Origin of the sequence: Streptomyces sp. NPDC048718 (assembly GCF_043198875.1) — a bacterium.
Taxonomy (GTDB): Bacteria; Actinomycetota; Actinomycetes; order Streptomycetales; family Streptomycetaceae; genus Streptomyces.
Genome location: NZ_JBICVG010000005.1, coordinates 237,535 through 260,261, shown reverse-complemented (window position 1 = coordinate 260,261; position 22,727 = coordinate 237,535). Strand labels below are relative to the sequence as shown.

Here is a 22,727-nt window from a genome sequence, read left to right as displayed (position 1 = left end):
AGCCCCTCGTGATCTTTCACACGAGAGCACCCCCTGTGAGCCGGTACGCGAGTGCGGTAAAGCGCCGTCCGGCGGAGACCGTACGGACGGCCTGGGCGATCGCCCGACGGGAGCCGACCAGCACCACGAGCTTCCGGGCGCGGGTGACGGCCGTGTAGAGCAGATTGCGCTGGAGCATCGTCCAGGCGCTGGTGGTGACCGGGATCACCACGGCCGGGTACTCGCTGCCCTGCGAGCGGTGGATGGTCACAGCGTAGGCATGGGCCAGCTCGTCCAGCTCGTCGAAGTCGTACGGCACCTCCTCGTCCTCGTCCGTGCGGACGACGAGCCGCTGCTCGTCCGGGTCGAGGGAGATCACGACGCCGACCGTGCCGTTGAAGACGCCGTTGGCGCCCTTCTCGTAGTTGTTGCGGACCTGGGTGACCTTGTCGCCGACCCGGAAGACCCGGCCGCCGAACCGCTTCTCGGGCAGGTCGGGGCGGGCGGGGGTGACGGCCTGCTGGAGCAGTGCGTTGAGCGCGCCGGCGCCGGCGGGGCCCCGGTTCATGGGGGCGAGGACCTGTACGTCCCGGCGCGGGTCGAGCCCGAACTTCGCCGGGATCCGCCGGGCGGCGACCTCCACGGCGACCCGGGCGGCGTCCTCGGTTTCTTCCTCGGCGAAAAGGTAGAAGTCCGTCAGACCGGTGGTGACGGGCGGGACGCCCGCGTTGATCCGGTGCGCGTTGGTGACCACCCCGGACTGCTGGGCCTGCCGGAAGATCCGGGTCAGCCGGACCGCCGGGACGGGGCTGCCGGGCGTGAGCAGATCCCCCAGGACCTCGCCGGCGCCGACCGACGGCAGCTGGTCCACGTCCCCCACGAGCAGCAGATGGGCACCGGGTGCCACCGCCTTCACGAGTTTGTTCGCGAGCAGCAGGTCCAGCATGGACGCCTCGTCGACCACCACCAGGTCGGCGTCGAGGGGGCGGTCCCGGTCGTACGCCGCGTCCCCGCCCGGCTTCAGCTCCAGGAGCCGGTGCACGGTCGACGCCTCGGCGCCGGTCAGCTCCGCGAGCCGCTTCGCGGCCCGGCCGGTGGGCGCGGCGAGGACCACCTTGGCCCGCTTGGCCCGGGCCAGCTCCACGATCGAGCGGACCGTGAACGACTTGCCGCAGCCGGGGCCGCCGGTGAGCACCGCGACCTTGCGGGTCAGCGCGAGCCGTACCGCCTGCTCCTGCTCCGGGGCGAGCGACGCCCCGGTCCGCCGCGCCAGCCAGGCCAGCGCCTTGTCCCAGTCCACGTCCCCGAAGCCCGGCATCCGGTCCTCCTCGGCGCCCAGGAGCCGGCGGACCTGCCCGGCGAGGGACAGTTCGGCCCGGTGGAACGGGATCAGGTACACCCCCGTCACCGGCAGCCCCTCGGGGCCGGGGACCTTCTCCCGTACGACCCCTTCGGGGTCCTCGGCGAGCTCCCCCAGACAGTCGATGACCAGGCCCGTGTCCACCTGGAGCAGCTTCACCGCGTCGGCGATGAGGCGTTCCTCCGGCAGGAAGCAGTGGCCCTGGTCGGTGGACTGCGACAGCGCGTACTGAAGGCCGGCGCGCACCCGGTCGGGGCTGTCGTGCGGGATGCCGACGGCCTGGGCGATCCGGTCGGCGGTGAGGAAGCCGATGCCCCAGACGTCGGCGGCGAGCCGGTACGGGAGGTTCTTCACCACGGAGATCGAGGCGTCCCCGTACTTCTTGTAGATGCGGACGGCGATGGAGGTCGAGACGCCGACGCTCTGGAGGAAGACCATGACCTCCTTGATCGCCTTCTGCTCCTCCCAGGCCGTGCCGATCAGCTTCGTGCGCTTCGGGCCGAGGCCGGGCACCTCGACGAGCCGCTTCGGCTCGGTCTCGATGACGTCGAGGGTGTCCGTGCCGAAGTGGTCGACGATGCGCTCGGCGATCCGGGGGCCGATGCCCTTGATGAGACCGGAACCGAGATAGCGGCGGATGCCCTGGATGGTGGCGGGCAGGACCGTGGTGAAGTTCTCGCAGGTGAACTGTCTGCCGTACTGGGGATGGGAGCCCCAGCGGCCCTCCATCCGCAGCGACTCCCCCGGCTGGGCGCCGAGCAGCGAGCCGACGACCGTGAGCAGATCACCGGCGCCCCGGCCGGTGTCCACGCGGGCGACGGTGTACCCGCTCTCCTCGTTGGCGTAGGTGATCCGCTCCAGGACCCCTTCGACCACTGCCAGATGGGACATGTGCCGACCGTATCGGAGGTCTCGGACACCACGCGGGGCCTGTGGACAACTCCGTGGGGCCTCCGCGGTGGGGCCTCAGCTTGAGGGCGTCCAGGGCGGGACCCAGGTGCCGTCCGGGGCCTTCGGGGCCGGGGGCAGGGCGGCGAGGTGGGCGCGGAGGCCGGCCAGGGCCGGGTGCGGGTTGTCGCGGTGCCACAGGAGCGAGTGCGGGTAGACGGGGATGGGGCCGGTCACCGGGATCCGGCGCAGGCCGTGGCCGGTGGGCCAGACCAGGCGGGTCTGCTCGCTCATGAACGTGGCCAGGGCCGGGGTGTCGGCGATGGTGTCGAGGAGCGCGTCGGAGCCGAAGTTGGGGCCGGTCGACTCGATGGTGAGGCCGAACTGTGCGACGAGGTCGTCGTAGTAGGCGGCCCACTCGGTGCCGGGGGCGATGCCGGGCATCCAGATCCGGTGGCCGGCCAGCTCCGGCAGGGACACCGAGCGGGCGGACGCCAGCGCGTGGCCGGGGCCGGTGAGGAGCTGGAGCGGCTCGTCGAAGACCCGGACGGAGGCGATGTCCGCGGGGAGCGGGTGGCCGGGCGCGCCGACGGCGCGGAAGGTCGCGTCGATCGTGCCGGACCGGAGGGCGGCCACCGCCTCGTCGATGCCGAACAGTTTCAGCACGTCGAGTTCGACGTCGGGGTGGAGCCGGTGGAAGTCGCGCATCAGGCCGGAGGCGGCGCCGCGCAGGTTGATCACGTCGACGCGCAGCGGACGGCGTCCGACGCGGACGGACAGGGCCGCGCGGTCGGCGACTCTCAGCAGTTCGCGCGCGTGGGGCAGGAATGCCTGTCCGTCGATGGTCGGCGCGGCGCCGCGCGGCGTACGGGTGAACAGCCGCACCCCGAGTTCCCGCTCCAGCGCGGCGACGCGCTTGGAGACGGCCTGCTGGCTGACGGCCAGCTCGGCGGCGGCTTCCTGGAACTGTCCCGCGTCGGCGGCGGCGACGAAGGTCCGAACGGTTTCGAGGTCCATGCCCTCACCGTAGGGGCACAACCAGTGGTTGTGGCGAGGGGGTCATTTGGTTGTTTGATCCTGGCCGGTGCCGCTCGCTTGGATGCGATCGAACGCTGATTGGTTGTAAGGGCGGGTGTGAGCGGCGAGAGGGGCCGGACGTGGATCGTGGGCGGCGGCGGGGTCGGGGGCCGGGGTCCGGGCCGAGGGCGGGCCGGCGGCTGGGGTTGGGGCCGGGACGGGGTCCGGGGCTGGGGCGGCCGTTCGGGTGGCTCTGGGGCGCCTACGGGACCAGCGCGCTCGGGACGTGGCTCGCGTTCGGCGCGCTGCCGCTGATCGCCGTCCGGGTGCTGGACGCCGGGCCCGCCCAGGTCGCGGCGCTGTCCTCGGTGGGGGCGGCGGTGGGGGCGGTCGTGGCGGTGCCGCTCGGGCCGTGGGTGGAGTTCCGCCGCAAGCGACCGGTGCTGATCGGGATGGACCTGGCGCGCTGCGCGGCGCTGCTGACGGTTCCCGCCGCGTACGCGCTCGGGGTGCTCACCTTCGTCCAGCTGCTGCTGGTGTCCGTCACCGTCGCGGCGGCCGACATCACCTTCCGGGCCGCCTCGGGCGCGTATCTGAAGACGCTTCTGCCGGCCGGGGACCTGCTCGCCGCGAACGCGCGGTTCGAGTCCACCTCCTGGACGACCACGATCGTCGGGCCACCGCTGGGCGGGGCGATGATCGGACTGCTCGGGCCGGTGGCCACGGTGGTGGCCGACGCCGTCAGCTATCTGCTGTCGGCCCTGGGCATCCGCGCGATCGGGGGCGGGGAGGCGCGGCCCGCGGCGCGCCCGGAGGGCGGCCGGATGCGGGCCGGTGAGCTGCTCGACGGGTGGCGGCACATCCTCGGGGACCCGAAGCTGCGCCCTCTCTTCTTCCACACCGCCCTGTTCAACGGCCTGGTGATGGCCACCGAACCGCTTCTCGCGGTCCTGCTGCTCGGCCGGCTCGGCTTCACTCCCTGGCAGTACGGGCTCGCCTTCGCCGTGCCCGCGATCGGCGGGCTCGTCGGGGCGCGGCTGGCCCGGCCGCTGGCCACCCGGTTCGGGCGGCACCGGGTCCTGGTCGGCTCCGGGACGCTGCGCGCGCTGTGGCCCGTCGGCCTCGTCTTCGTCGGGCCGGGGACCGGCGGGCTGCTCCTGGTGATGGCCGTCGAACTCGGACTGATCTTCTGGTGCGCGGTCTTCAACCCGGTCTCCGCGACCTTCCGTCTGGAGCGCACCCCGGCCGACCGGGTCGCCCGCACACTGACCGCCTGGTCGGTGACGACCAAGGCCACCACCGCGCTTCTGACGGCGGTGTGGGGCGTGCTGGGCTCCCTGCTCGGTCCGCGTACGGCTCTCGGTCTCGCCGGGGTGATCGTCCTCGCGACCCCGTTGCTGCTTCCGCACCGGTCGGCGGCGTCGGCGCCGGATGACGCGCGGGCGGCGGACCCGGCGCCGAGGGGGGTGTGAGGGGGCGGTCATATGCCTGACGGCAGCGGCGCGAGGGTCGGCATATGCCCCGACGGCACCGCCGGCAGCCGGGCATATGACCCACCCGGCTGCCCCTCTGCCCTCCCTTGCCTCTCACACCGCCAGGAACGCCCCGACCGTCTGCTCCAGAACCTCCACGCCGTCCCGTTCCCACAGCTCGTCGTTGAAGATTTCGACCTCGACCGGGCCGGTGTACCCCGCCTCGGCGACGAGCGCGCACCACCCGGGCAGGTCGATCGACCCGGTGCCGAGCCGGCCGCGCCCATGGAGCACCCCGGCCGGGAGCGGGGTGATCCAGTCGGCGAGCTGGAAGGCGTGGATGCGGCCCGCCGCGCCCGCGCGGGCCACGGCGGCGGGAGCCCGGTCGTCCCACCACAGGTGGTACGTGTCGACGACCACGCCCACCTGATCCGCCGGGAACTCCTCGGCGATCGCCAGCGCCTGGTCCAGGGTGGAGACGGCGCAGCGGTCGGCGGCGAACATCGGGTGCAGGGGTTCGACGGCGAGCCGGACGCCGCGCTCCGCCGCGTACGGGGCGAGCCGCCCGATCGCGTCGGTGATCCGGGCCCGGGCGGCGGCCAGGTCGCGACTGCCGGCCGGGAGCCCGCCGGAGACCAGGACGAGGGTGTCGGTACCGAGGACCGCGCACAGGTCGACAGCCCTGCGGTTGTCGTCCCACCAGTCGCCGCCGTCGCCCTTGCCCTTACCGGTGCCGGTGCCGGTGCCGGTGAAGAAGCCGCCCCGGCACAGGGTGCTGACGGCGAGTCCCGCGTCCCGGACGAGCCGGGCGGCGGCGTCGGCGCCGTACTCCTCGACCGGCGCGCGCCACAGGCCGACGCCCGGGACGCCGAGCCGGACGCAGTGGGCGACCAGAGCGGGCAGCGGAAGCCGGCGGACGGTCATCTGATTGACGCTGAGGCGGTCGAGGTTCACTGCGGTACTCCGTACACCGTGAGCAGGGCCCGCATCCGGGCTTCGGCCCGGGCCGGATCGGGGAACAGGCCGAGCCCGTCGGCCAGTTCGTACGCCCGCGCGAGATGCGGCAGCGAGCGGGCGGACTGCAGTCCGCCGGGCATCGCGAAGTGGCCTTGGTGGCCGGCGAGCCAGGCGAGGAGGACCACACCCGTCTTGTAGAAGCGGGTCGGCGGTTCGAAGAGATGCCGGGAGAGGGCGACCGTGGGATCGAGGAGCGCGCGGAAGCCGTCGGGGTCGCCCGTGTCGAGGAGCTGTACGGCCTCGGCCGCCAGTGGGCCGAGCGGGTCGAAGATCCCGAGCAGCGCGTGGCTGAATCCCTGGTCGTCGCCCGCGATCAGCTCGGGGTAGTGGAAGTCGTCGCCGGTGTAGCAGCGCACACCGGCCGGGAGGCGGCGGCGCAGGGCGACCTCGCGGCCGGCGTCGAGCAGGGAGATCTTGACGCCGTCGACCTTGTCGGGGTGGGCGGCGACGATCTCCAGGAGGGTCTCGGTGGCGGCGTCGGGATCGGCCGAGCCCCAGTAGCCTTCGAGTGCCGGGTCGAACATCGGGCCGAGCCAGTGCAGGATCACCGGCTCGGCGGCCTGCCGCAGCAGATGCCCGTAGAGCTCCTGGTAGTCCTCCGGGCCGGTCGCGGTGGCGGCCAGGGCACGGGAGGCCAGGAGGACGGCCTGGGCGCCGGATTCCTCGGCGACGGCGAGTTGCTCCTCGTACGCCTGGCGAATCCTCAACGTATCGGCTGATCCGTCGAGTTGGTCGGTGCCGACGCCGCAGGCGATCCGTCCGCCGACCGCCTTGGCCTCGGCGCCGGAGCGGCGGATCAGCTCGGCCGCGCCCGCCCAGTCCAGTCCCATGCCGCGTTGCGCGGTGTCCATCGCCTCGGCGACGCAGAGTCCGTGCGACCACAGATGGCGGCGGAAGGCGAGGGTGGCATCCCAGTCGAGGACGGCGGGCCCGTCCGGGGTGGCGTCGGCGCGCGGATCGGCGACCACATGGGCGGCTGCGAAGACGGTACGAGAGGCCGGCGACCCGGTCCCGGCGACCCCGGTGGACCCCGCAGCCCCGGCGGTCCTGGTGGCTCCGACTGGACGCGGGTCCCGGGGTGCGGTGCGCGGCTCGTACGCCCGTACGCCTCCGCCGTCCCGCCGGGGAAGGAACAGGGTCACAGCCTCACCTCGGGGACGTCGAGACGGCGGCCCTCGGCGGCGGACCGCAGGCCGAGTTCGGCGAGCTGAACGCCTCGCGCGCCGGCGAGCAGGTCCCAGCGGTACGGCTCTCCGAGGTGGATGTGGCGGAGGAAGAGTTCCCACTGCGCCTTGAAGCCGTTGTCGAACTCCGCGTTGTCCGGGACCACTTGCCACTGGTCGCGGAAGGACGTGCCCGCGACGAGCGGAAGATCCGGGTTCCAGACCGGCTTGGGCGTGGTGGAGCGGTGCTGGACTCGGCAGCCGCGCAGGCCCGCGACGGCCGAGCCGTGGGTGCCGTCGACCTGGAACTCCACGAGCTCGTCGCGGTGGACTCGGACCGCCCAGGAAGAGTTGATCTGGGCGATCGCGCCGCTCTCCAACTGGAAGATGCCGTACGCGGAATCGTCGGCGGTCGCCGTGTACGCCCGGCCCCGCTCGTCCCAGCGGCGCGGGATGTGGGTGGAGACCTGGGCGGTGACGGAGGTGACCCGGCCGAAGAGTTCGTGGAGCACGTACTCCCAGTGCGGGAACATGTCGGTGACGATGCCGCCGCCGTCCTCGGCGCGGTAGTTCCAGCTGGGGCGCTGGGCTTCCTGCCAGTCGCCCTCGAAGACCCAGTAGCCGAACTCTCCGCGTACGGAGAGGATTTCGCCGAAGAAACCGCCGTCGACGAGGCGCTTCAGCTTGCGCAGCCCGGGCAGGAAGAGTTTGTCCTGGACGACGCCGTGCCGGATGCCCCGGGCCTCGGCGAGCCGGGCGAGCGCGAGGGCGCCGGCCAGATCACCGGCGGTGGGTTTCTCGGTGTAGACGTGCTTGCCCGCGGTGATGGCCTTGGTGAGTGCGGCCACCCGCGCCGAGGTCACCTGGGCGTCGAAGTAGAGGTCGACGGTGTCGTCGGCGAGGACGGCGTCGAGGTCGGTGGACCACGCGTCGAGCCCGTAGCGCTCGGCGAGCACGCGCAGGGCGGGTTCACGGCGGCCGACGAGCACCGGCTCGGGCCACAGGGTCTCGCCGTTCCCGAGGTCGAGGCCGCCCTGCTCGCGCAGCGCGAGGATCGAGCGGACGAGATGCTGACGGTGGCCCATACGGCCGGTGACACCGTTCATGGCGATGCGGACGGTCCTGCGCGTCACGGTCGAGTCCCCTCCCCGGCGGGGTGCTCCGCTCGTCCGGGGCGACGGACGGCCAAAGCGCCCGGCCGGAGAGGCCGTCCGTGGTGGCCGCCCCGACGCGCGCCTCTGACGTACGCCCCTGGTGAGGGTTCCCGCCGGATGGAAAGCGCTTTCAGTCCCTGATGACGCTAGCCTGCCGACATCACCGTCGACAAGGGCCCGGAGGTTCCCCCGCGATGACCGTCACCCTGGCGGAGGTGGCCACCCGCGCGGGGGTCTCCCCCGCGACCGTCTCCCGCGTCCTCAACGGCAATTACCCGGTCGCGGCGGCGACCCGCGAACGGGTGCTGCGCGCGGTCGACGAGCTGGACTACGTCCCCAACGGCCCGGCCAGTTCGCTCGCCGCCGCCACCTCCGACCTGGTCGGCATCCTCGTCAACGACATCGCCGACCCCTTCTTCGGGATCATCGCGGGGGCGGCACAGAGCGCGCTGGGCGAGGACGCGGCAAGCCGGGGCGGGGGCGGAGTCGGGGGCGGGAAGCTGGCCGTCGTCTGCAACACCGGTGGCTCCCCCGAGCGCGAACTGACCTATCTCACCCTGCTCCAGCGCCAGCGCGCCGCCGCCGTGATCCTCACCGGCGGCTCCCTGGAGAACGACGCGCACCAGGCGGCGGTGACAGCCAAACTGACCCGGCTCGCCGAGGCCGGCACCCGGGTGGTGCTGTGCGGGCGCCCGCCACTCGCCGCGACCGGGCCCGGCGGGGCCGGCGGGGCCGGGGGAGCCGACGGGGGGCCGGGTGCGGGGCTGCCCCCGTTCGCCACGCTCGCGTTCGACAACCGGGGCGGGGCCCGTCGCCTCACCGAGCATCTGCTCGCGCTCGGCCACCGGCGGATCGGGTACGCGGCGGGGCCGGCCGGCCACACGACGACCCGGCACCGACTCGAAGGCCACCGCGCGGCGCTGCGGGCGGCCGGGGTAACCGAAGGCCCCACGACCCACGGCCCGTACGACCGGACCACCGGCTACCGCGCCGCCCACGAATTCCTGAGCCGGACACCGGACTTGACGGCCGTCGTGGCCGCCAACGACACCATCGCCCTCGGCGTCTGCGCTGCGCTGCGCGAACGGGTTCTCGACATCCCCGGCGACATCTCGGTCGCGGGCTTCGACGACCTGCCGTTCTCGGCGGACGCGGTACCCGCGCTGACGACCGTACGTCTGCCGCTGCACGAGGCGGGCGCCCGCGCGGGACGGCTCGCCCTCGGCGTGGCACCCGTCCCGCCGGGCGGTCTGGCGACGGTCCCGGCGGAACTGGTGGTGCGGGGAACGACGGCGAGGCCGAGGGGCTAGCCGCCCGCTACGGTAGGAAGCGACGGCACTCGGAGGCCCTCATGACGGCGATGGAGATCGGCACCCCGAGCGCGTGGGACGTGCTCGAAAGCGCCAACCTGCCCAACGGCTACCGCGTGGAGATCACGGCAGGAAAGATCATCATGACGCCGCAGGGGGAGCACCAGTGGAAGGTCATCCCGCACGCGGCCTCGCAGATCGACCGACAGCTCGCCGGTCACGGCGACATCCTTTCGAACGTCATGATCGATTTTCCGTCGATCCTCTACGGTTACGCCCCCGACCTCGCGATCATCGCTCCCGGTGCCGAGCGCAACAGCCGCGGCCGGTACGCGTGGCACAGCCTGGAAGCCGTGATCGAAGTCGCCTCCGCGAGCACACGGGACAATGACTTCCAGAAGAAGTTCCGCATGTACGCGGAGTGCGGCATCCCTCTCTACGTCATCGTCGACCCCTCGGACGGTACGTGCACGACGCACAGCCGCCCCACCCGTACGGGCACCTACGCCGAGCAGGACCGGATCCCCTTCGGGGAGGATCTGGTCCTGCCTCTCGAAGGACGCGAGATCGTCGTCGCGACGGACGGGTTTCCGCGCGACCGGCGGTAGAGCCCGCCCAGGCTCGACCCGGCGCCGGGAGACCGATCAGTAGTAGCGACGCATGATCTCGGTGGACCAGGCGGGCTGGGCGGTCGGGCCCTGGGGGCCGAACTCGGCCATGTACGGCTTGAGATCGAGCACCGGGGTGCCGTCGACCGCGTCCAGACCCTGCACATGGACGTCGAGGCCGCTGACGCGCAGGAGGCGGCAGCGCGAGACGCCGAGACGGTTGGGCCGGTTCTTCCCGCGCTGGGCGAAGATGCCGACCAGTGGCCAGTCGGTGTTGCCGCGCGGATGACGGGCTCCGGTCTCCACGCGGTCCTCGGGCACCCGGTCGAAGTGGTAGACGACCTCCAGGTGCGAGAAGGCGTCGAGTCCGGCCAGCGCCTCGGGGCCGAAGCGCGTGGCGTCGAGCCGGATGACGGCGGTGACGTCCGCCCACGCGTCGTCCCGGACTTCGCTCCGGCCGCCGACGACATGGGCGACGGGGTGGGTGAGGATGCCTTCGGCGGGCTGCCGCATGACCTGCCTCTTCTCTCGGGCCGGACGGGGTGGGGTTCGACGGGGATGGGTCAGGGCCGAGGCCGGGCCCGGCTGGGTCAGGCCAGGCCCGTCGCGGCCAGGACCGCCGACACCGTCTCCTCGACCGTCTGCCGCGCGTTGTCGATCCAGACACCCTCCCCCGACAGCTCGGCGCGCATCGCCTCGTCGAGGAAGGTCCAGTCGGTGGTCAGCCGCTTGTCGCGGGCGTTGTTGCGCTCCCACGCCACCACCGGGCCGGGGGCCAGGACGACCAGGTGGAACGGGACCCCCGCCGGCGCGTGCCGCCGGTAGTAGTCGAGGTGCGAGCGGCGGACGACCACGTCGTCCACGACCGGAAGGAACCCGGCGGCCGCGTAACTCCCGGCCAGCAGACAGGCGTTGCGGGCCCTCAGCAGGATCTGCCGGTCGGCCTCCGGATCGCTCTCGGGGCCGGGCCATCGGCCGCCCCGGACGATCAGCTCCTGGAGCCCGTCCACCTCGATGCGCGCGGAACGCTCGAACCGCGCGGCGAGGGCCGCCGCCACGGTGCTCTTGCCACTGCCCGGGATGCCGGCCAGCAGGACGACCCCGGGGGCGGGTTCGGGAGCGTCGACGACGATGTCGGCGAAGGAGAAGGTCATCCGGGGGGCCTTTCAGCTGCGGGCGGATCAGTCGGATCAGTGGGATCAGTGGGATCAGTGGGATCAGTGGGGCTTCACGCAGTATGCGGATTCCCCGGCGCCAGCGCTCAGGTATTCCGTCCGCAGGAGGTAGTCGGACGGACCGCAGTCGGCCTTGGCGGCGACCTGGTAATCGGCGTCCGCCGAGGTGCAGTCCAGCTTCCACAGCTCTTGCTCGGGCCACCGTGAGTCGTTGTGGACGCAGTCGCCCGCCGACAGACCCCGCAGCACGGCGGCGGCGCCGTCCGCCCCGTGACTCCCCTGGCCGCTGCGGCCCTCCTCGCCGCCCGCGAACAGCCCGATCAGGAAGAGCACCCCGATCATGGCCGCGAACAGCGCGATCGGGGAAAGGATCAGCAGCGCGGGCCAACGGCGCAGGACACGCCGTCCGGGGTCGAGAGGCTGCCTCTGGGCACCGTACGGCTCGGGCAGCCGGCGTACGGCCGAGCGGGCGCCGACGACGTTGGCCAGCACGATGAACGGGGTGATGAAGAACGAGAACGGACCCCACCAGCCGCCGCCAGGGTGCCGGAGGTCATCTTCCGGTAGACGGCCAGGCCGCAGGTCCGGCACAGGACGGCGCGCCGGATGAGCGTGCGCATCACGATGAGCATGCCCTGGTGCGCCCGGACGGTCACCGGCGCCGCGGGCTGCGCGCCGCACGCCTCGCACCACAGGGGCGCGGCGGCATGCGGCGGGAAGGGCTGCTGCCCGTTGGGCTGTTGCCCGTACGGCGGCTGCCCGTAGGGCTGTTGCGGGATGGGACCCGGCGGCCCGTACGGCGGCTGCGGGGCGGGGCCCGGAGGGCCGTACGCCTGCGGATGCCGCTGCGGCGGCCCGAACGACTGGGGCGGGTACGGCTGTTGCGGGTGCGGCCCCGGCGGCGCGCCGTACGGTGCGGGTGGCTGGTAGGGCGGCTGCTGCGGATGAGTCATGGAGCGGTTCCCCCGTTCGGCGACGACACCGGAACCCTGGCCTTCCACCCCTCTCCGCCGGCCTCGGCCTCCTGCCCGCCCCGAGGCTCAACGGGCTTGCGCCGCACGGAAGTCAGCGCCACACCTCCGACCAGCAGGGCCGCCGCGCACCAGCGCAGCGGGGTCACCGACTCGCCGAGGAACAACGCCGCCGAGGAGACGCCGAAGACCGGGACGAGGAGCGAGAACGGCGCCACGGACGAGGCCGGGTGGCGGCGCAGCAGCCAGCCCCAGGCGCCGAAGCCGAAGACGGTGGTGATCCAGGCGACGTAGACGATGACCCCGACGCCGGTCCAATCGAGCGCCCGCAGCGCGTCGAGGTCCCGCCGCGGCCCTTCGATCAGGAGGGACAGGCCGAGGAGCGGCAGGACGGGCACGGTGCTGACCCACACCATGAAGTTGAGCGAGTCCGGCGGGGCGGCCTTGCGGGTGAGGACGTTGGAGACGCCCCAGCAGACGGCGGCGGCGATGACGAGGGCGAAGCCGGTGAGGGCGCCCTCGGCCCCGCCGTGGGCGGACGCCTCGTCGACGGCGGCGACCGCGATGCCGGCGAGGGCCACGCCCATGCCGATCAGCTTGGTCCGGCCGGGGCGCTCACCGAGGGCGAGGAAGGCGAACAGGGCGGTGAAGACCGCCTGGATCTGGAGGACCAGCGAGGACAGTCCGGCGGGCGCGCCCAGGCTCATGCCGGTGAAGAGCAGCCCGAACTTGGCGACGCCGAGGGCGAGTCCGACGCCCACGATCCACTTCCACGCCACCTTGGGGCGGCCGACGAAGAAGACGGCGGGCAGGGCCGCGACGAGGAAGCGGAGGGCGGAGAAGAGCAGCGGCGGGAAGTGGTCGAGGCCGATCTCGATGACGACGAAGTTGACTCCCCAGACGGCGGCGACCAGGGCGGCGAGAGCGATGTGTGCGGGGCGCATACGAAGGAGCATCACCCGGCGCGAACATGTAGCACCAGCACGGATTCCTTCATGGTTGGATGAAGTACTGCTTCATCGTCGCTGGAAGAACCGGACCGAGAACCGGACCGAGAACCGGGAAGAGAACCGGAGAGAAGAGGGGGCACCGCGGTGCTGGATCTGGGACGTCTTCGGGCGCTGCACGCCGTCGCCGTGCACGGCACGGTCGGCGCCGCTGCCGCCGCCCTCGGCTACACCCCCTCGGCGGTCTCGCAGCAGATCGCCAAACTGGAGCGGGAGACCCGCACGACCCTGCTGGAGCGCGAGGGCCGGGGCGTCCGGCTCACCGACGAGGCACGCGCGCTCGCCGACACCGCCGAGCGGCTGCTCGCGCTGGTGGAGGAGGCCGAGGTACGGCTGGAGGAGGGACGCGGGCAGCCGGCCGGACGGCTGCGGATCGGCTGCTTCGCGAGCGGCGCGCGCGGGCTGATGCCCCGGGTGCTCGCGGAACTGGCGCGCCGTCACCCGGCCCTGGACGCCCGCCTTTCGGAGGTGGATCCGCATGTCTCGGTGGATCTGGTCGCGCGGGGCGTGCTCGATCTTGCCGTGGCACACGACTGGGACATCGCGCCGCTGCCGGTGCCGCCGGAGGTGGAGCAGGCGGTGATCGGTCCCGACCGGTGCGACATCCTCGTGCCGCGCGGGCACCGGCTCGCGGAGCGGGACACCGTACGCCGGGAAGAGTTGGCGGAGGAGCGGTGGATCACCCAGCCGCCGGGCACGGTGTGCCACGACTGGCTGATCCGGACGCTGCGGGCGACCGGGTACGAGCCGCTCGTCGCCCATCAGGCCGAGGAGAACCACACTCAGGTCGCGCTGGTCGCGGCCGGGCTCGGGATCGCGCTGGTGCCCCGGCTCGGGCGCGGGGCGCTGCCGCCGGAGGTGGTACCGCTCCGGCTCGACCCGGTCCCGACTCGGTGGCTGCGGGCGCTGTGGCGAACGGGTGCGGCCCGTCGGCCGGCGATCACGGAGACGGTGCGCACGCTCCAGGAGCTGTGGCCGGAGGTGGCGGAGACGCACGCGGCGCCTGTGGCGGCGGCCTGACGGGCCTCCGGCCCCCTGACAGCGATCAGCGGTCGCCGGGGGCATCGGTCGTACGTACGCGCGGTGCGCCACCCACACGTACCTCAGCCGCCCCTCCCGTACCGCTCTCGCGCCGCCTCCGCACCGCCTCCGTATCGCCTCCGTGCCGCTCGCCGCCGGAAGGATCTTTCTTCTGCCGATCCGGATCATTCTTGTGCGGATCCTTGACCTGGCAGTTACTTTCCGGCTATCCGTGCACCTTGGAAGTTTCTTTCATGGAAGGAGCACGAGTGCAGCACCGCGCCCCATCCCCCTCCAGACGTACTCTCCTCACGGTGTCCGCCGCCGCGGCCGCCGCCGTCACCGGTGTGGCCGCCCCGATCGCCCAGGCCGACACCCCCACCGCGACCACGGCCGGCGCTCCAGCCGGAGCCACCGGAACCACTTCCACCGCCCACGACCGGACGCTCCGCGCCCTGATCTCCCGCATGTCGCTGGAGGAGAAGGTCGGGCAGCTCTTCGTCATGCGGGTCTACGGCCATTCGGCCACCGCCCCCGACCAGGCCGACATCGACTCCAACCTCCGGGAGCTCGGCGTCCGCACCGCCGCCGAACTCGTCGAGCGCTACCACGTCGGCGGCATCATCTACTTCGCGTGGGCGCACAACACCCGCGACCCGCACCAGATCGCCGAGCTGTCCAACGGCATCCAGCGGGCCGGGCTCGCCCAGTCCACCCCACTGCCGCTGCTGATCGCGACCGACCAGGAGCACGGCATCGTCTGCCGGGTGGGCAAGCCCGCCACCCTGATGCCCGGCGCGATGGCGCTCGGCGCGGGCGGCTCGCACGCCGACGCCCGCAAGGCGGCGCAGATCGCGGGCGCCGAACTGGCCGCGGTCGGCATCCGGCAGAACTACGCACCGGACGCCGACGTCAACGTCAACCCGGCCAACCCGGTCATCGGCGTACGTTCCTTCGGCGCCGATCCCGATTCCGTCGCCGCGATGGTGTCCGCGCAGGTCAAGGGCTACCAGCAGGGCGGGGTCGCGTCGACCGCGAAGCACTTCCCGGGCCACGGGGACACCGCCACCGACAGCCACTACGGGCTGCCGACCATCACCCACACCCGTGAGCAGTGGGGCGCGCTGGACGCGCCGCCGTTCCGTGCCGCCGTCGCCGCCGGCATCGACTCGATCATGACCGCGCACATCGTCGTGCCCGCGCTCGACCCGAGCGAGGATCCGGCGACCCTCTCCCGCCCGATCCTCACCGGGATCCTCCGCGAGCAGCTCGGCTACGACGGCGTGGTCGTCACCGACTCGCTCGGGATGGAAGGGGTACGGACGAAGTACGGCGACGCGCGGGTCGCCGTACTCGCGCTCAAGGCGGGCGTGGACCAACTCCTCAACCCGCCGGACCTGTCGGTCTCCTGGAACGCGGTGCTCGCCGCCGTGAAGAACGGCGAGCTGACCGAGGCCCGTCTCGACGAATCGATCCTGCGGATCCTGCGGCTCAAGACCAAGCTCGGCCTGTTCAAGGACCCGTACGTCACCCACGCGGGCGTCGACCGGACCGTGGGCACGGCCGCGCATCTCGCGCACGCCGACCGGATCGCCGAGCGGACCACGACCCTGCTGGTCAACGAGGGCGGTTTCCTGCCGGTCAGCCGGCGCAGCCACCCCAAGGTCCTCGTCGTCGGCGCCGACCCGGCCTCGCCGTCCGGCACCACCGGACCGCCGACCGCGACCCTGACCGGCGCGCTGAGCGAACTCGGCTTCTCGGCCAAGGCGTTGTCCACCGGCACCACACCGACGGCCGCGCAGATCGACCGGGCGGTGGCGGCCGCCGCCGGGCAGGACCTGATCCTCGTCGGCACGTACAACCTGTCGGCCACCAGTCCCCAGCGCACCCTGGTGGACCGCCTGGTGGCGACCGGGGTGCCGGTCGTGACGATCGCCATCCGCAACCCGTACGACGTGGCCCACACCCGGGGCCAGCGCGCCACGCTCGCCACCTACTCCTGGACCGACGTCGAACTCCAGGCAGCCGTACGGGTGTTGGCGGGCCGGGTCGCTCCGCGCGGTCGGCTTCCCGTACCCGTGCAGAGCGCGGCCGACCCGGCGAAGACGCTCTACCCGGTGGGCTACGGCCTGTCGTACGCGTAACCGCCGACCGGAAGCGGACGCCCCACGCGCCGCGCCCGCACGCGAGCCGGCCCTCCGTCCGCCGGGGACGGAGGGCCGGCTCGTCTCTTGCCTCTTCAACGCCGCGCGTTTTAGGCGCTCTTCACGCCCCGCGCGGGAGTCACGGACGCAGGCCGTGCTCCCGGGTGGCGTCCTCGTCGACCGGCTGGTCGAGTCGGGCGTCGTAGCGGGCCAGCGGCTTGGCGGCGGCGACGGCGGGCGCGTCGACGCCGGCCCAGGCGAGCACCCGGGCGGTCGCGTTGGCCTTCTCGGCGGGCACGAGACCGGCGATGTTGGCGCCGTGGTTCATGCCCGGCGCGACGTACACGTAGCTGTCGCGCGCGCTCTTGTCGAGGTGGAACTTCTCGGAGCCCCACGGGTCGTTACCGCCGTAGACGAACAGCATCTGGTCCGCGTTCTTCCGCACCCAGTTGTCGACGTCGCGCATGACCTGCGGCTTGAACTTCATCGGGATCTCCTTCGGCACGAAGGAGCTCGCGGGCTGGTAGCCGTAGCGGCTCAGCCCGGCCAGGTGCGGCTGCTTGATGCTGGGCGAGCCCAGCTCGGTGGCCGCCTGGTAGTAGTACGGGGTGTAGGACTCCAGGTCCTGGTCGGTGTACGCGGACCAGCCCGAGTAGGCGTCGATCGTGTCGTAGACCTCGTCGTCGCTCGCGGTGGCGGCGACCGGGATCTGGTCGCAGACGTCCTGGCCGTAGTACTGCCAAAAGCCCCACACGAAGTCGAGGACGACGGCCTCGTACGCCTTGTCGAGCGAGCCGAGCGTGTTGAAGGTGGCGCCCTCGGACGCCGCCCAGGCCGCGTACTTCTTCTCCAGCGGCCCCCGGCGCAGCAGCGCCTCGCGCTGCATGTTGTTCAGCCGGTCGCGGCAGTCCTTGGTGCCGACGGTCTCGAAGAACCGGTCGTAGGCCGAATCCTCCTGGTTGACCACGTCGTTGGGCGCCACGTACGCGACGACACCGTCCATGTCCCGCGGGTAGAAGCGTTCGTAGTAGGTGGCCGTCATGCCGCCCTTGGAGGCGCCGGTGGACAGCCACTTCTTCCCGTAGATCGACTTCAGCGCGGTGAAGATGCGGTGCTGGTCGCCGGCGGCCTGCCAGATGTCCAGCTTCGACCAGTCGGCCGGCTCGGGGCGGGACGGCGAGAAGAAGCGGTACTCCATGGAGATCTGGTTGCCGTCGATGATCCGCGTCGGCTCGGTGCGGCTCGGCGTGGTGCTCAGCCCGTAGCCGCTGGTGCGAAAGACAGTGGGGCGGTCGGTGTCCTTGTGGAGGACCGAGATCCGCTGCTGGAAGGTGCCCGCCCACGGGCGCTTGTGGTCGATCGGCTGCTCGTAGTTGAGGACGAAGTAGCGGTAACCCGCGTACGGCTTCTCCTCGATGAGGCTCATCCCCGGGATCGCCAGCAGGCGGTCCTTGATGTCGGCGCTGACGGCCGCGTCCGCGGTCGCGGTCCGCCCGGCATCGGCCGCCTGTGTGTCGGCGGCGGTGGCCACCGTGGCCGTCGGGCCGACGGTGCCTATGACCACCGACAGCGACACGAGCCATCTCAGCGACTTGCGCATTCACCCTCCCCTGGGTTCACAACGGTGACGTGAACCTAGCGGGGACGGTGTCCGCACCGCCAGACCCGACGGCCACTTACCTCTGTATCAGCAGAGGATCCGGCCCCGGCCCGTGACGGCGTCGGCGGTGGCGTGGGCGGCCGTATCGGCAGGAATGGTGTCGGCAGGAGGCGTCAGCAGAGGATCCAGCCCGTGGCCTTGGAGCGGCCGTCGAGCGTGGCGGAGGCGCGTACACAGCGATTGAGGGCGTGGATGGTGACCGGTCCGGCCTGGCGGGCGAAGCGGCCCTTGTCGACGACGGCCCGGCCGCCGCGCGCTTGCAGCGACACCGACATGGGCCGCGGCGCGCCGGGCCGCTTGGCGACGGCGAGGGCGCAGACGTACGAGCGGGTGCGGTAGAGCCGCAGCTCCCCGGTGGCGAAGCCGATCACGCGGGTGGGCCGGCCCTGGCAGCCGGAGGCCGCTTTGGCGCTCCCGGCCCCCGGGTCGCCGAGGACGAGGGTGCCGGCGGCGAGCAGCAGGGCGAGCGGATACGCGGCGGCGCGGCGCCCTGCTCCCCGTACGCCCCCCACGCGCCCGCGCACGCGCGTTTCCCTCCGCACCCCCGCATACCTCCCTGTCTCGTACACACAGATGACGCACAGGAAGGCGAATCGGTTGCGCTCCGTGCTCACGCCGGGGGTACGAGGAGGGCGGTGCGTACGCTCCGTACACACCGCCCCTACGCACCGCCCTCCTCGTGACCTGACCCCAGGGGCGGCCTCAGCCGGTCTCGGAGGCCATCGCCCGGTCCTTGCCGTGGCCTTCGCCACGTCGGCCTCCGGCGCCCTCGGTGTCGGCGTCCTCGGCGCCCGCGTGCTCGTCCTCGCCGATGAAGGTGCGCCACAGCGTCGCGTACCGGCCGCCTTGGGCCAGCAGCTCGTCGTGGGTGCCGTCCTCGGCGACCCGGCCGTGGTCCATGACGACCACCCGGTCGGCGCGGGCGGCCGTGGTGAGCCGGTGGGCGACGATCAGGGTGGTGCGGGGCCCCGTGCCGGGGGTCTCGCCGTCCGCCGTACGGCGCCCGGCGAGCCGGTCCGTCGCCGCGTTGACCTGCGCCTCGGTGGCCAGGTCGAGCGCGGCCGTCGCCTCGTCAAGGAGCAGGACGTCGGGGTCGACCAGCTCGGCGCGGGCCAGGGCGATCAGCTGGCGCTGGCCCGCCGAGAGGTTGCGGCCACGCTCGGCGACCTCGTGGAGGTAGCCGCCGTCGAGCCCGGCGATCATGTCGTGGGCGCCGACCGCGCGGGCCGCCGCCTCCACCTCGGCGTCGCTCGCCTCGGGCCGCCCGTACGCGATGGCGTCGCGGACCGTCCCGGGGAACAGATACGACTCCTGCGGCACCACGCCGAGCCGGTGGCGGTACTGGGTCATGTCGAGCTCGCGCAGGTCGGTGCCGTCGGCGGTGACCCGGCCCGAGGTCGGGTCGTAGAACCGGGCGACCAGCTTGACCAGCGTCGACTTGCCCGCGCCGGTCTCTCCGACGAAGGCGACGGTCTGGCCGGCGGGTATCCGCAGGTCGACCTTGGTGAGCGCGGCCCCGTTGGTCTTGGTTCCGGTCTTGGTTCCGGTCTCGGTACCGGCCTTGGCGCCGGCCTTGGCACCGGTCTCGGCACTCGCGGCCGCCTCGCCGGCCGCGCCGCCGCCCCCGTACGCGAAGGACACGTCCTCGAAGGCGAGGTCGCCGCGCAGCGCCCGCACCGGGCGCGGGGCGGCGACGGCGGCGGTGGAGGTGGGCTCCTGGAGGAGTTCCTGGATCCGCTTGAGGGAGACGGTGGCCTGCTGGTAGCCGTCGAAGACCTGGGAGAGCTGCTGCACGGGCGCGAAGAACAGGTCGATGTAGAGCAGGTACGCGACCAGCGCGCCGGTGGTCAGCGTGCCCGCCTCGATACGGTGCGCGCCGACGATGAGGACGGCGGCGGAGGCCACCGACGACAGCAGGGTGACGAACGGGAAGTAGACCGAGATCAGCCACTGGCCGCGCACCCGGGCCGCCCGGTACTCGACGCTGCGCGCCGTGAACCGCTCGGCACCCGTCCGCTCGCGCCGGAACGCCTGCACGATCCGCAGCCCCGCGACCGACTCCTGGAGATCGGCGTTGACGGAGCTGATCCGCTCACGGGCCAGCTCGTACGCCTTCACGCTGGCGCGGCGGAAGAAGTACGTGGCGACGGCGAGCACCGGCAGGGTCGCGAAGACGACCAGGGCGAGCTGGAGGTCGAGGACCAGCAGCGCGACCATGATGCCGAAGAAGGTGACGACGGAGACGAAGGCCGTGACCAGGCCGGTCTGGAGGAAGGTCGACAGGGCGTCGACGTCCGTGGTCATCCGGGTCATGATCCGCCCGGTCAGCTCGCGCTCGTAGTAGTCGAGACCGAGCCGCTGGAGCTGGGCGAAGATCTTCAGCCGCAGGGCGTAGAGGATCCGCTCGCCGGTACGGCCGGTGACCCGGGTCTCCGTCGTCTGCACCACCCACTGCACGAGCACCGTGAGCAGCGCGAGCAGCGAGGCGGCCCAGACGGCGCCGATCGCCATCTTGTCGACGCCCTGGTCGATGCCGTGCCGGATCAGGATCGGCAGCAGCAGACCGGCGCCCGCGTCGATGGCGACCAGGGCGAGGCTGAACAGCAGCGGACGGCCGAAGCCGTGCAGCAGACGGCGCAGTCCGTACGACTTCTCGGGGGCCACGGCCCGGGTCTCGTCGACGTCCGGGGTGTCGTTGGCGGGCGGCAGGGCGGCGACGGCGGCGAGGAGTTCCGGGGTGGCGCCGGGCGTGCTCGCCTCGCGCTCGGCGGTCTCGTCGCGTACCCACAGGGTGGGCGTGATGCCGCGCTCGGCGTCGAACTCGGCGTCCAGTTCGGCGCGCAGCGCGCGGTCCTCGGGCGTGCCCGCGCCCGCGTCCTCGGAGTCGTCCACGGCCGGGGGCAGAGTGTGGCCGGGCGAGACCCCGCCGAGTTCGTCGGGGTCGGTGAGCAGCCGGCGGTAGAGCGCGGAACGCTCCTGAAGCTCCTCGTGGGTGCCGATGTCGGCGAGCCGGCCGCCGTCGAGGACGGCGATGCGGTCAGCGAGGTTGAGGGTGGAGCGGCGGTGGGCGATGAGCAGGGTCGTACGGCCCGCCATCACCGAGGTCAGGGCCTCGTGGATCTCGTGCTCGACGCGGGCGTCGACGGCGGACGTGGCGTCGTCGAGGACCAGCAGCCGGGGGTCGGTGAGGATGGCGCGGGCGAGCGCGACGCGCTGGCGCTGGCCGCCGGAGAGGGTGAGCCCGTGCTCGCCGACCTTGGTGTCGTACCCCTCGGGAAGTTCGGCGATGAAACGGTCCGCCTGGGCGGCGCGGGCGGCCGTCTCGATCTGTTCGCGGGTGGCGCCGGGGACGCCGTACGCGATGTTCGCGGCGACCGTGTCGGAGAACAGGAAGCTGTCCTCGGGGACCATGCCGACGGCAGCGCGCAGCGAGTCGAGGGTGAGGTCGCGGACGTCGTGGCCGCCGACGCGGACGGCGCCGCGGGTCACGTCGTAGAAGCGGGGCAGGAGGAGGGAGACGGTGGACTTGCCGGATCCGGAGGCGCCGACGACGGCGACGGTCTCGCCGGGGCGTATCTCCTGGGAGAAGCGGTCGAGGACGGCCTTCGCGCCGACTTCCTCATCCGCTTCTTCGGTCCCGAGCTCGCCCGGCTTGCCGTACGCGAAGGAGACGTCGTCGAACTCGACGGTCGCGGGGGCGTCCGCCGGCAGCTCCGTGGTGCCGTCGGTCATGGTCGGCTCGGTGTCGATCAGCTCCAGGACCCGCTCGACGCCGGCCCGGGCCTGCTGGCCGACGGTGAGGACCATGGCGAGCATGCGGACCGGGCCGACGAGGGAGGCCAGGTAGGAGGAGAAGGCGACGAAGGTGCCGAGGGTGATCTGGCCCTGGTACGCGAGCCAGCCGCCGAGCGCGAGCACGCCGACCTGACCGAGGGCGGGCACCGCCTGGAGGGCGGGGGTGTAGCGGGCGTTCAGCCGGATCGTCCGCAGCCGGCCCGCGAACAGCTTGCGGCCGGCCTCGCGGATCTTGCCGGTCTCCTGCTCCTCCTGGCCGAAGCCCTTCACGACCCGGACGCCGGTGACGGCGCCGTCCACGACGGTCGCGACGGAGGCCGCCTGCGCCTGCGCGTACCAGGTGGCGGGGTGCAGCCGGGAACGGCTGCGGCGGGCGATCCACCACAGCGCGGGCGCCACGGCGAGGGCGATGAGGGTGAGCGGGAGCGAGAGCGCGGCCATCACGCCGAGCGAGATGAGGAAGAGCAGGATGTTCCCGATGGTCATCGGGAGCATGAAGAGCAGGCTCTGAATCAGCTGGAGGTCGCTGGTGGCGCGCCCGACGACCTGGCCGGTCGACAGCTCGTCCTGGCGCCGTCCGTCGAGCCGGACGATCGTCCCGTACATCTCGGTCCGCAGGTCGTGCTGGACGTCGAGGGCGAGGCGTCCGCCGTAGTAGCGGCGTATGTAGGTGAGTACGTAGACGACGACAGCGGCGGCTATGAGCAGGCCGGTCCACATCGCGAGGGAGCCGGTCTTGGCGCCGATGACGTCGTCGATGATCACCTTGGTGATGAGCGGGACGAGCGCGAGCACGGCCATGCCGGCCAGCGACGACCCGAGCGCGAGCACCACGTCGGTCTTGTAGCGCCAGGCGTACCCCCACAGCCTGCGCGCCCAGCCCTGTTGCCGCGGGCGGTCCCCCGCCCGCTCCTGTGTCCGTTCCTGCCCCACGACGGCCACGCGGCGCCTCCCATCCTTGCTGGTCTACCGCAAGGCCCAACACGG

17 protein-coding genes are annotated in these 22,727 nt (G+C 72.6%); 5 read left to right on the top strand and 12 right to left on the bottom strand.

All coding sequences use genetic code 11. The features are described 5' to 3' along the window. Nucleotides 1-16: 16 nt before the first annotated feature. Both ACGFRB_RS11785 and ACGFRB_RS11780 read right to left on the bottom strand, forming a co-directional pair. The gene (locus ACGFRB_RS11785) at nucleotides 17-2,230 is read right to left on the bottom strand and encodes an ATP-dependent RecD-like DNA helicase (RefSeq protein ID WP_393242059.1); all 2,214 of its coding nucleotides are present in this window, start codon (nucleotides 2,228-2,230) and stop codon (nucleotides 17-19) included. Between the two features lie 75 nt (nucleotides 2,231-2,305). Continuing rightward, nucleotides 2,306-3,244, bottom strand: a complete 939-nt coding sequence (locus tag ACGFRB_RS11780) for a LysR family transcriptional regulator (RefSeq protein WP_393242056.1) — start codon at nucleotides 3,242-3,244, stop codon at nucleotides 2,306-2,308. 206 nt (nucleotides 3,245-3,450) lie between these two features. On the opposite strand from ACGFRB_RS11780, the gene ACGFRB_RS11775 reads away from it, so the two are divergent. Beyond that, nucleotides 3,451-4,716: an MFS transporter gene (locus ACGFRB_RS11775; RefSeq protein WP_393242053.1), complete on the top strand. Its 1,266-nt coding sequence runs from the start codon at nucleotides 3,451-3,453 to the stop codon at nucleotides 4,714-4,716. A gap of 114 nt (nucleotides 4,717-4,830) precedes the next feature. Here ACGFRB_RS11775 and ACGFRB_RS11770 read toward each other — a convergent pair whose 3' ends face one another. Genes ACGFRB_RS11770 through ACGFRB_RS11760 form a run of 3 tightly spaced genes read right to left on the bottom strand, consistent with a single transcriptional unit; the run spans nucleotide 4,831 to nucleotide 8,029 of the window. Further along, on the bottom strand, nucleotides 4,831-5,640 hold the full coding sequence (locus tag ACGFRB_RS11770; RefSeq protein WP_393242539.1) for a sugar phosphate isomerase/epimerase family protein: 810 nt from the start codon (nucleotides 5,638-5,640) through the stop codon (nucleotides 4,831-4,833). 26 nt (nucleotides 5,641-5,666) lie between these two features. Beyond that, nucleotides 5,667-6,875: a dihydrodipicolinate synthase family protein gene (locus ACGFRB_RS11765; protein WP_393242050.1), complete on the bottom strand. Its 1,209-nt coding sequence runs from the start codon at nucleotides 6,873-6,875 to the stop codon at nucleotides 5,667-5,669. Next, nucleotides 6,872-8,029, bottom strand: coding sequence for a Gfo/Idh/MocA family protein (locus tag ACGFRB_RS11760; RefSeq protein WP_393242047.1), 1,158 nt, complete (start codon nucleotides 8,027-8,029; stop codon nucleotides 6,872-6,874). Before ACGFRB_RS11760 ends, ACGFRB_RS11765 begins: the two co-directional genes overlap by 4 nt. Nucleotides 8,030-8,244: 215 nt before the next feature. On the opposite strand from ACGFRB_RS11760, the gene ACGFRB_RS11755 reads away from it, so the two are divergent. Then, a complete protein-coding gene (locus ACGFRB_RS11755; RefSeq protein ID WP_393242044.1) occupies nucleotides 8,245-9,360 on the top strand; it encodes a LacI family DNA-binding transcriptional regulator in 1,116 nt (371 codons plus the stop codon). Nucleotides 9,361-9,401: 41 nt separating this feature from the next. Beyond that, nucleotides 9,402-9,968 carry a Uma2 family endonuclease gene (locus ACGFRB_RS11750; RefSeq protein WP_393242041.1) on the top strand — a complete coding sequence of 189 codons (567 nt, stop codon included), beginning with the start codon at nucleotides 9,402-9,404 and terminating at the stop codon, nucleotides 9,966-9,968. Nucleotides 9,969-10,004: 36 nt separating this feature from the next. On the opposite strand, the gene ACGFRB_RS11745 is transcribed toward ACGFRB_RS11750, so the two are convergent. The 4 genes from ACGFRB_RS11745 to ACGFRB_RS11730 form a co-directional block, all read right to left on the bottom strand. Further along, a complete protein-coding gene (locus ACGFRB_RS11745) occupies nucleotides 10,005-10,481 on the bottom strand; it encodes an SAM-dependent methyltransferase (protein WP_393242038.1) in 477 nt (158 codons plus the stop codon). A gap of 77 nt (nucleotides 10,482-10,558) precedes the next feature. Next, the gene (locus ACGFRB_RS11740) at nucleotides 10,559-11,122 is read right to left on the bottom strand and encodes an AAA family ATPase (protein WP_393242034.1); all 564 of its coding nucleotides are present in this window, start codon (nucleotides 11,120-11,122) and stop codon (nucleotides 10,559-10,561) included. A gap of 63 nt (nucleotides 11,123-11,185) precedes the next feature. Beyond that, nucleotides 11,186-11,635, bottom strand: coding sequence for a hypothetical protein (locus tag ACGFRB_RS11735; RefSeq protein WP_393242031.1), 450 nt, complete (start codon nucleotides 11,633-11,635; stop codon nucleotides 11,186-11,188). Between the two features lie 457 nt (nucleotides 11,636-12,092). Further along, complete coding sequence (locus tag ACGFRB_RS11730) at nucleotides 12,093-13,058, bottom strand: EamA family transporter (protein ID WP_393242028.1); 966 nt, start codon at nucleotides 13,056-13,058, stop codon at nucleotides 12,093-12,095. Between the two features lie 150 nt (nucleotides 13,059-13,208). Between ACGFRB_RS11730 and ACGFRB_RS11725 the strand changes: the two genes are divergently transcribed. Both ACGFRB_RS11725 and ACGFRB_RS11720 read left to right on the top strand, forming a co-directional pair. Beyond that, nucleotides 13,209-14,141, top strand: coding sequence for a LysR family transcriptional regulator (locus ACGFRB_RS11725; RefSeq protein WP_393242025.1), 933 nt, complete (start codon nucleotides 13,209-13,211; stop codon nucleotides 14,139-14,141). A 254-nt stretch (nucleotides 14,142-14,395) separates the two neighbouring features. Further along, the gene (locus ACGFRB_RS11720; RefSeq protein WP_393242022.1) at nucleotides 14,396-16,285 is read left to right on the top strand and encodes a glycoside hydrolase family 3 protein; all 1,890 of its coding nucleotides are present in this window, start codon (nucleotides 14,396-14,398) and stop codon (nucleotides 16,283-16,285) included. A gap of 139 nt (nucleotides 16,286-16,424) precedes the next feature. Here ACGFRB_RS11720 and ACGFRB_RS11715 read toward each other — a convergent pair whose 3' ends face one another. The 3 genes from ACGFRB_RS11715 to ACGFRB_RS11705 form a co-directional block, all read right to left on the bottom strand. Beyond that, the gene (locus ACGFRB_RS11715; protein ID WP_393242019.1) at nucleotides 16,425-17,885 is read right to left on the bottom strand and encodes an aminopeptidase; all 1,461 of its coding nucleotides are present in this window, start codon (nucleotides 17,883-17,885) and stop codon (nucleotides 16,425-16,427) included. A 173-nt stretch (nucleotides 17,886-18,058) separates the two neighbouring features. Continuing rightward, nucleotides 18,059-18,469, bottom strand: a complete 411-nt coding sequence (locus ACGFRB_RS11710) for a hypothetical protein (protein ID WP_393242017.1) — start codon at nucleotides 18,467-18,469, stop codon at nucleotides 18,059-18,061. A gap of 178 nt (nucleotides 18,470-18,647) precedes the next feature. Beyond that, the gene (locus tag ACGFRB_RS11705; RefSeq protein ID WP_393242014.1) at nucleotides 18,648-22,682 is read right to left on the bottom strand and encodes an ABC transporter ATP-binding protein; all 4,035 of its coding nucleotides are present in this window, start codon (nucleotides 22,680-22,682) and stop codon (nucleotides 18,648-18,650) included. Between the last annotated feature and the right edge of the window lie 45 nt (nucleotides 22,683-22,727).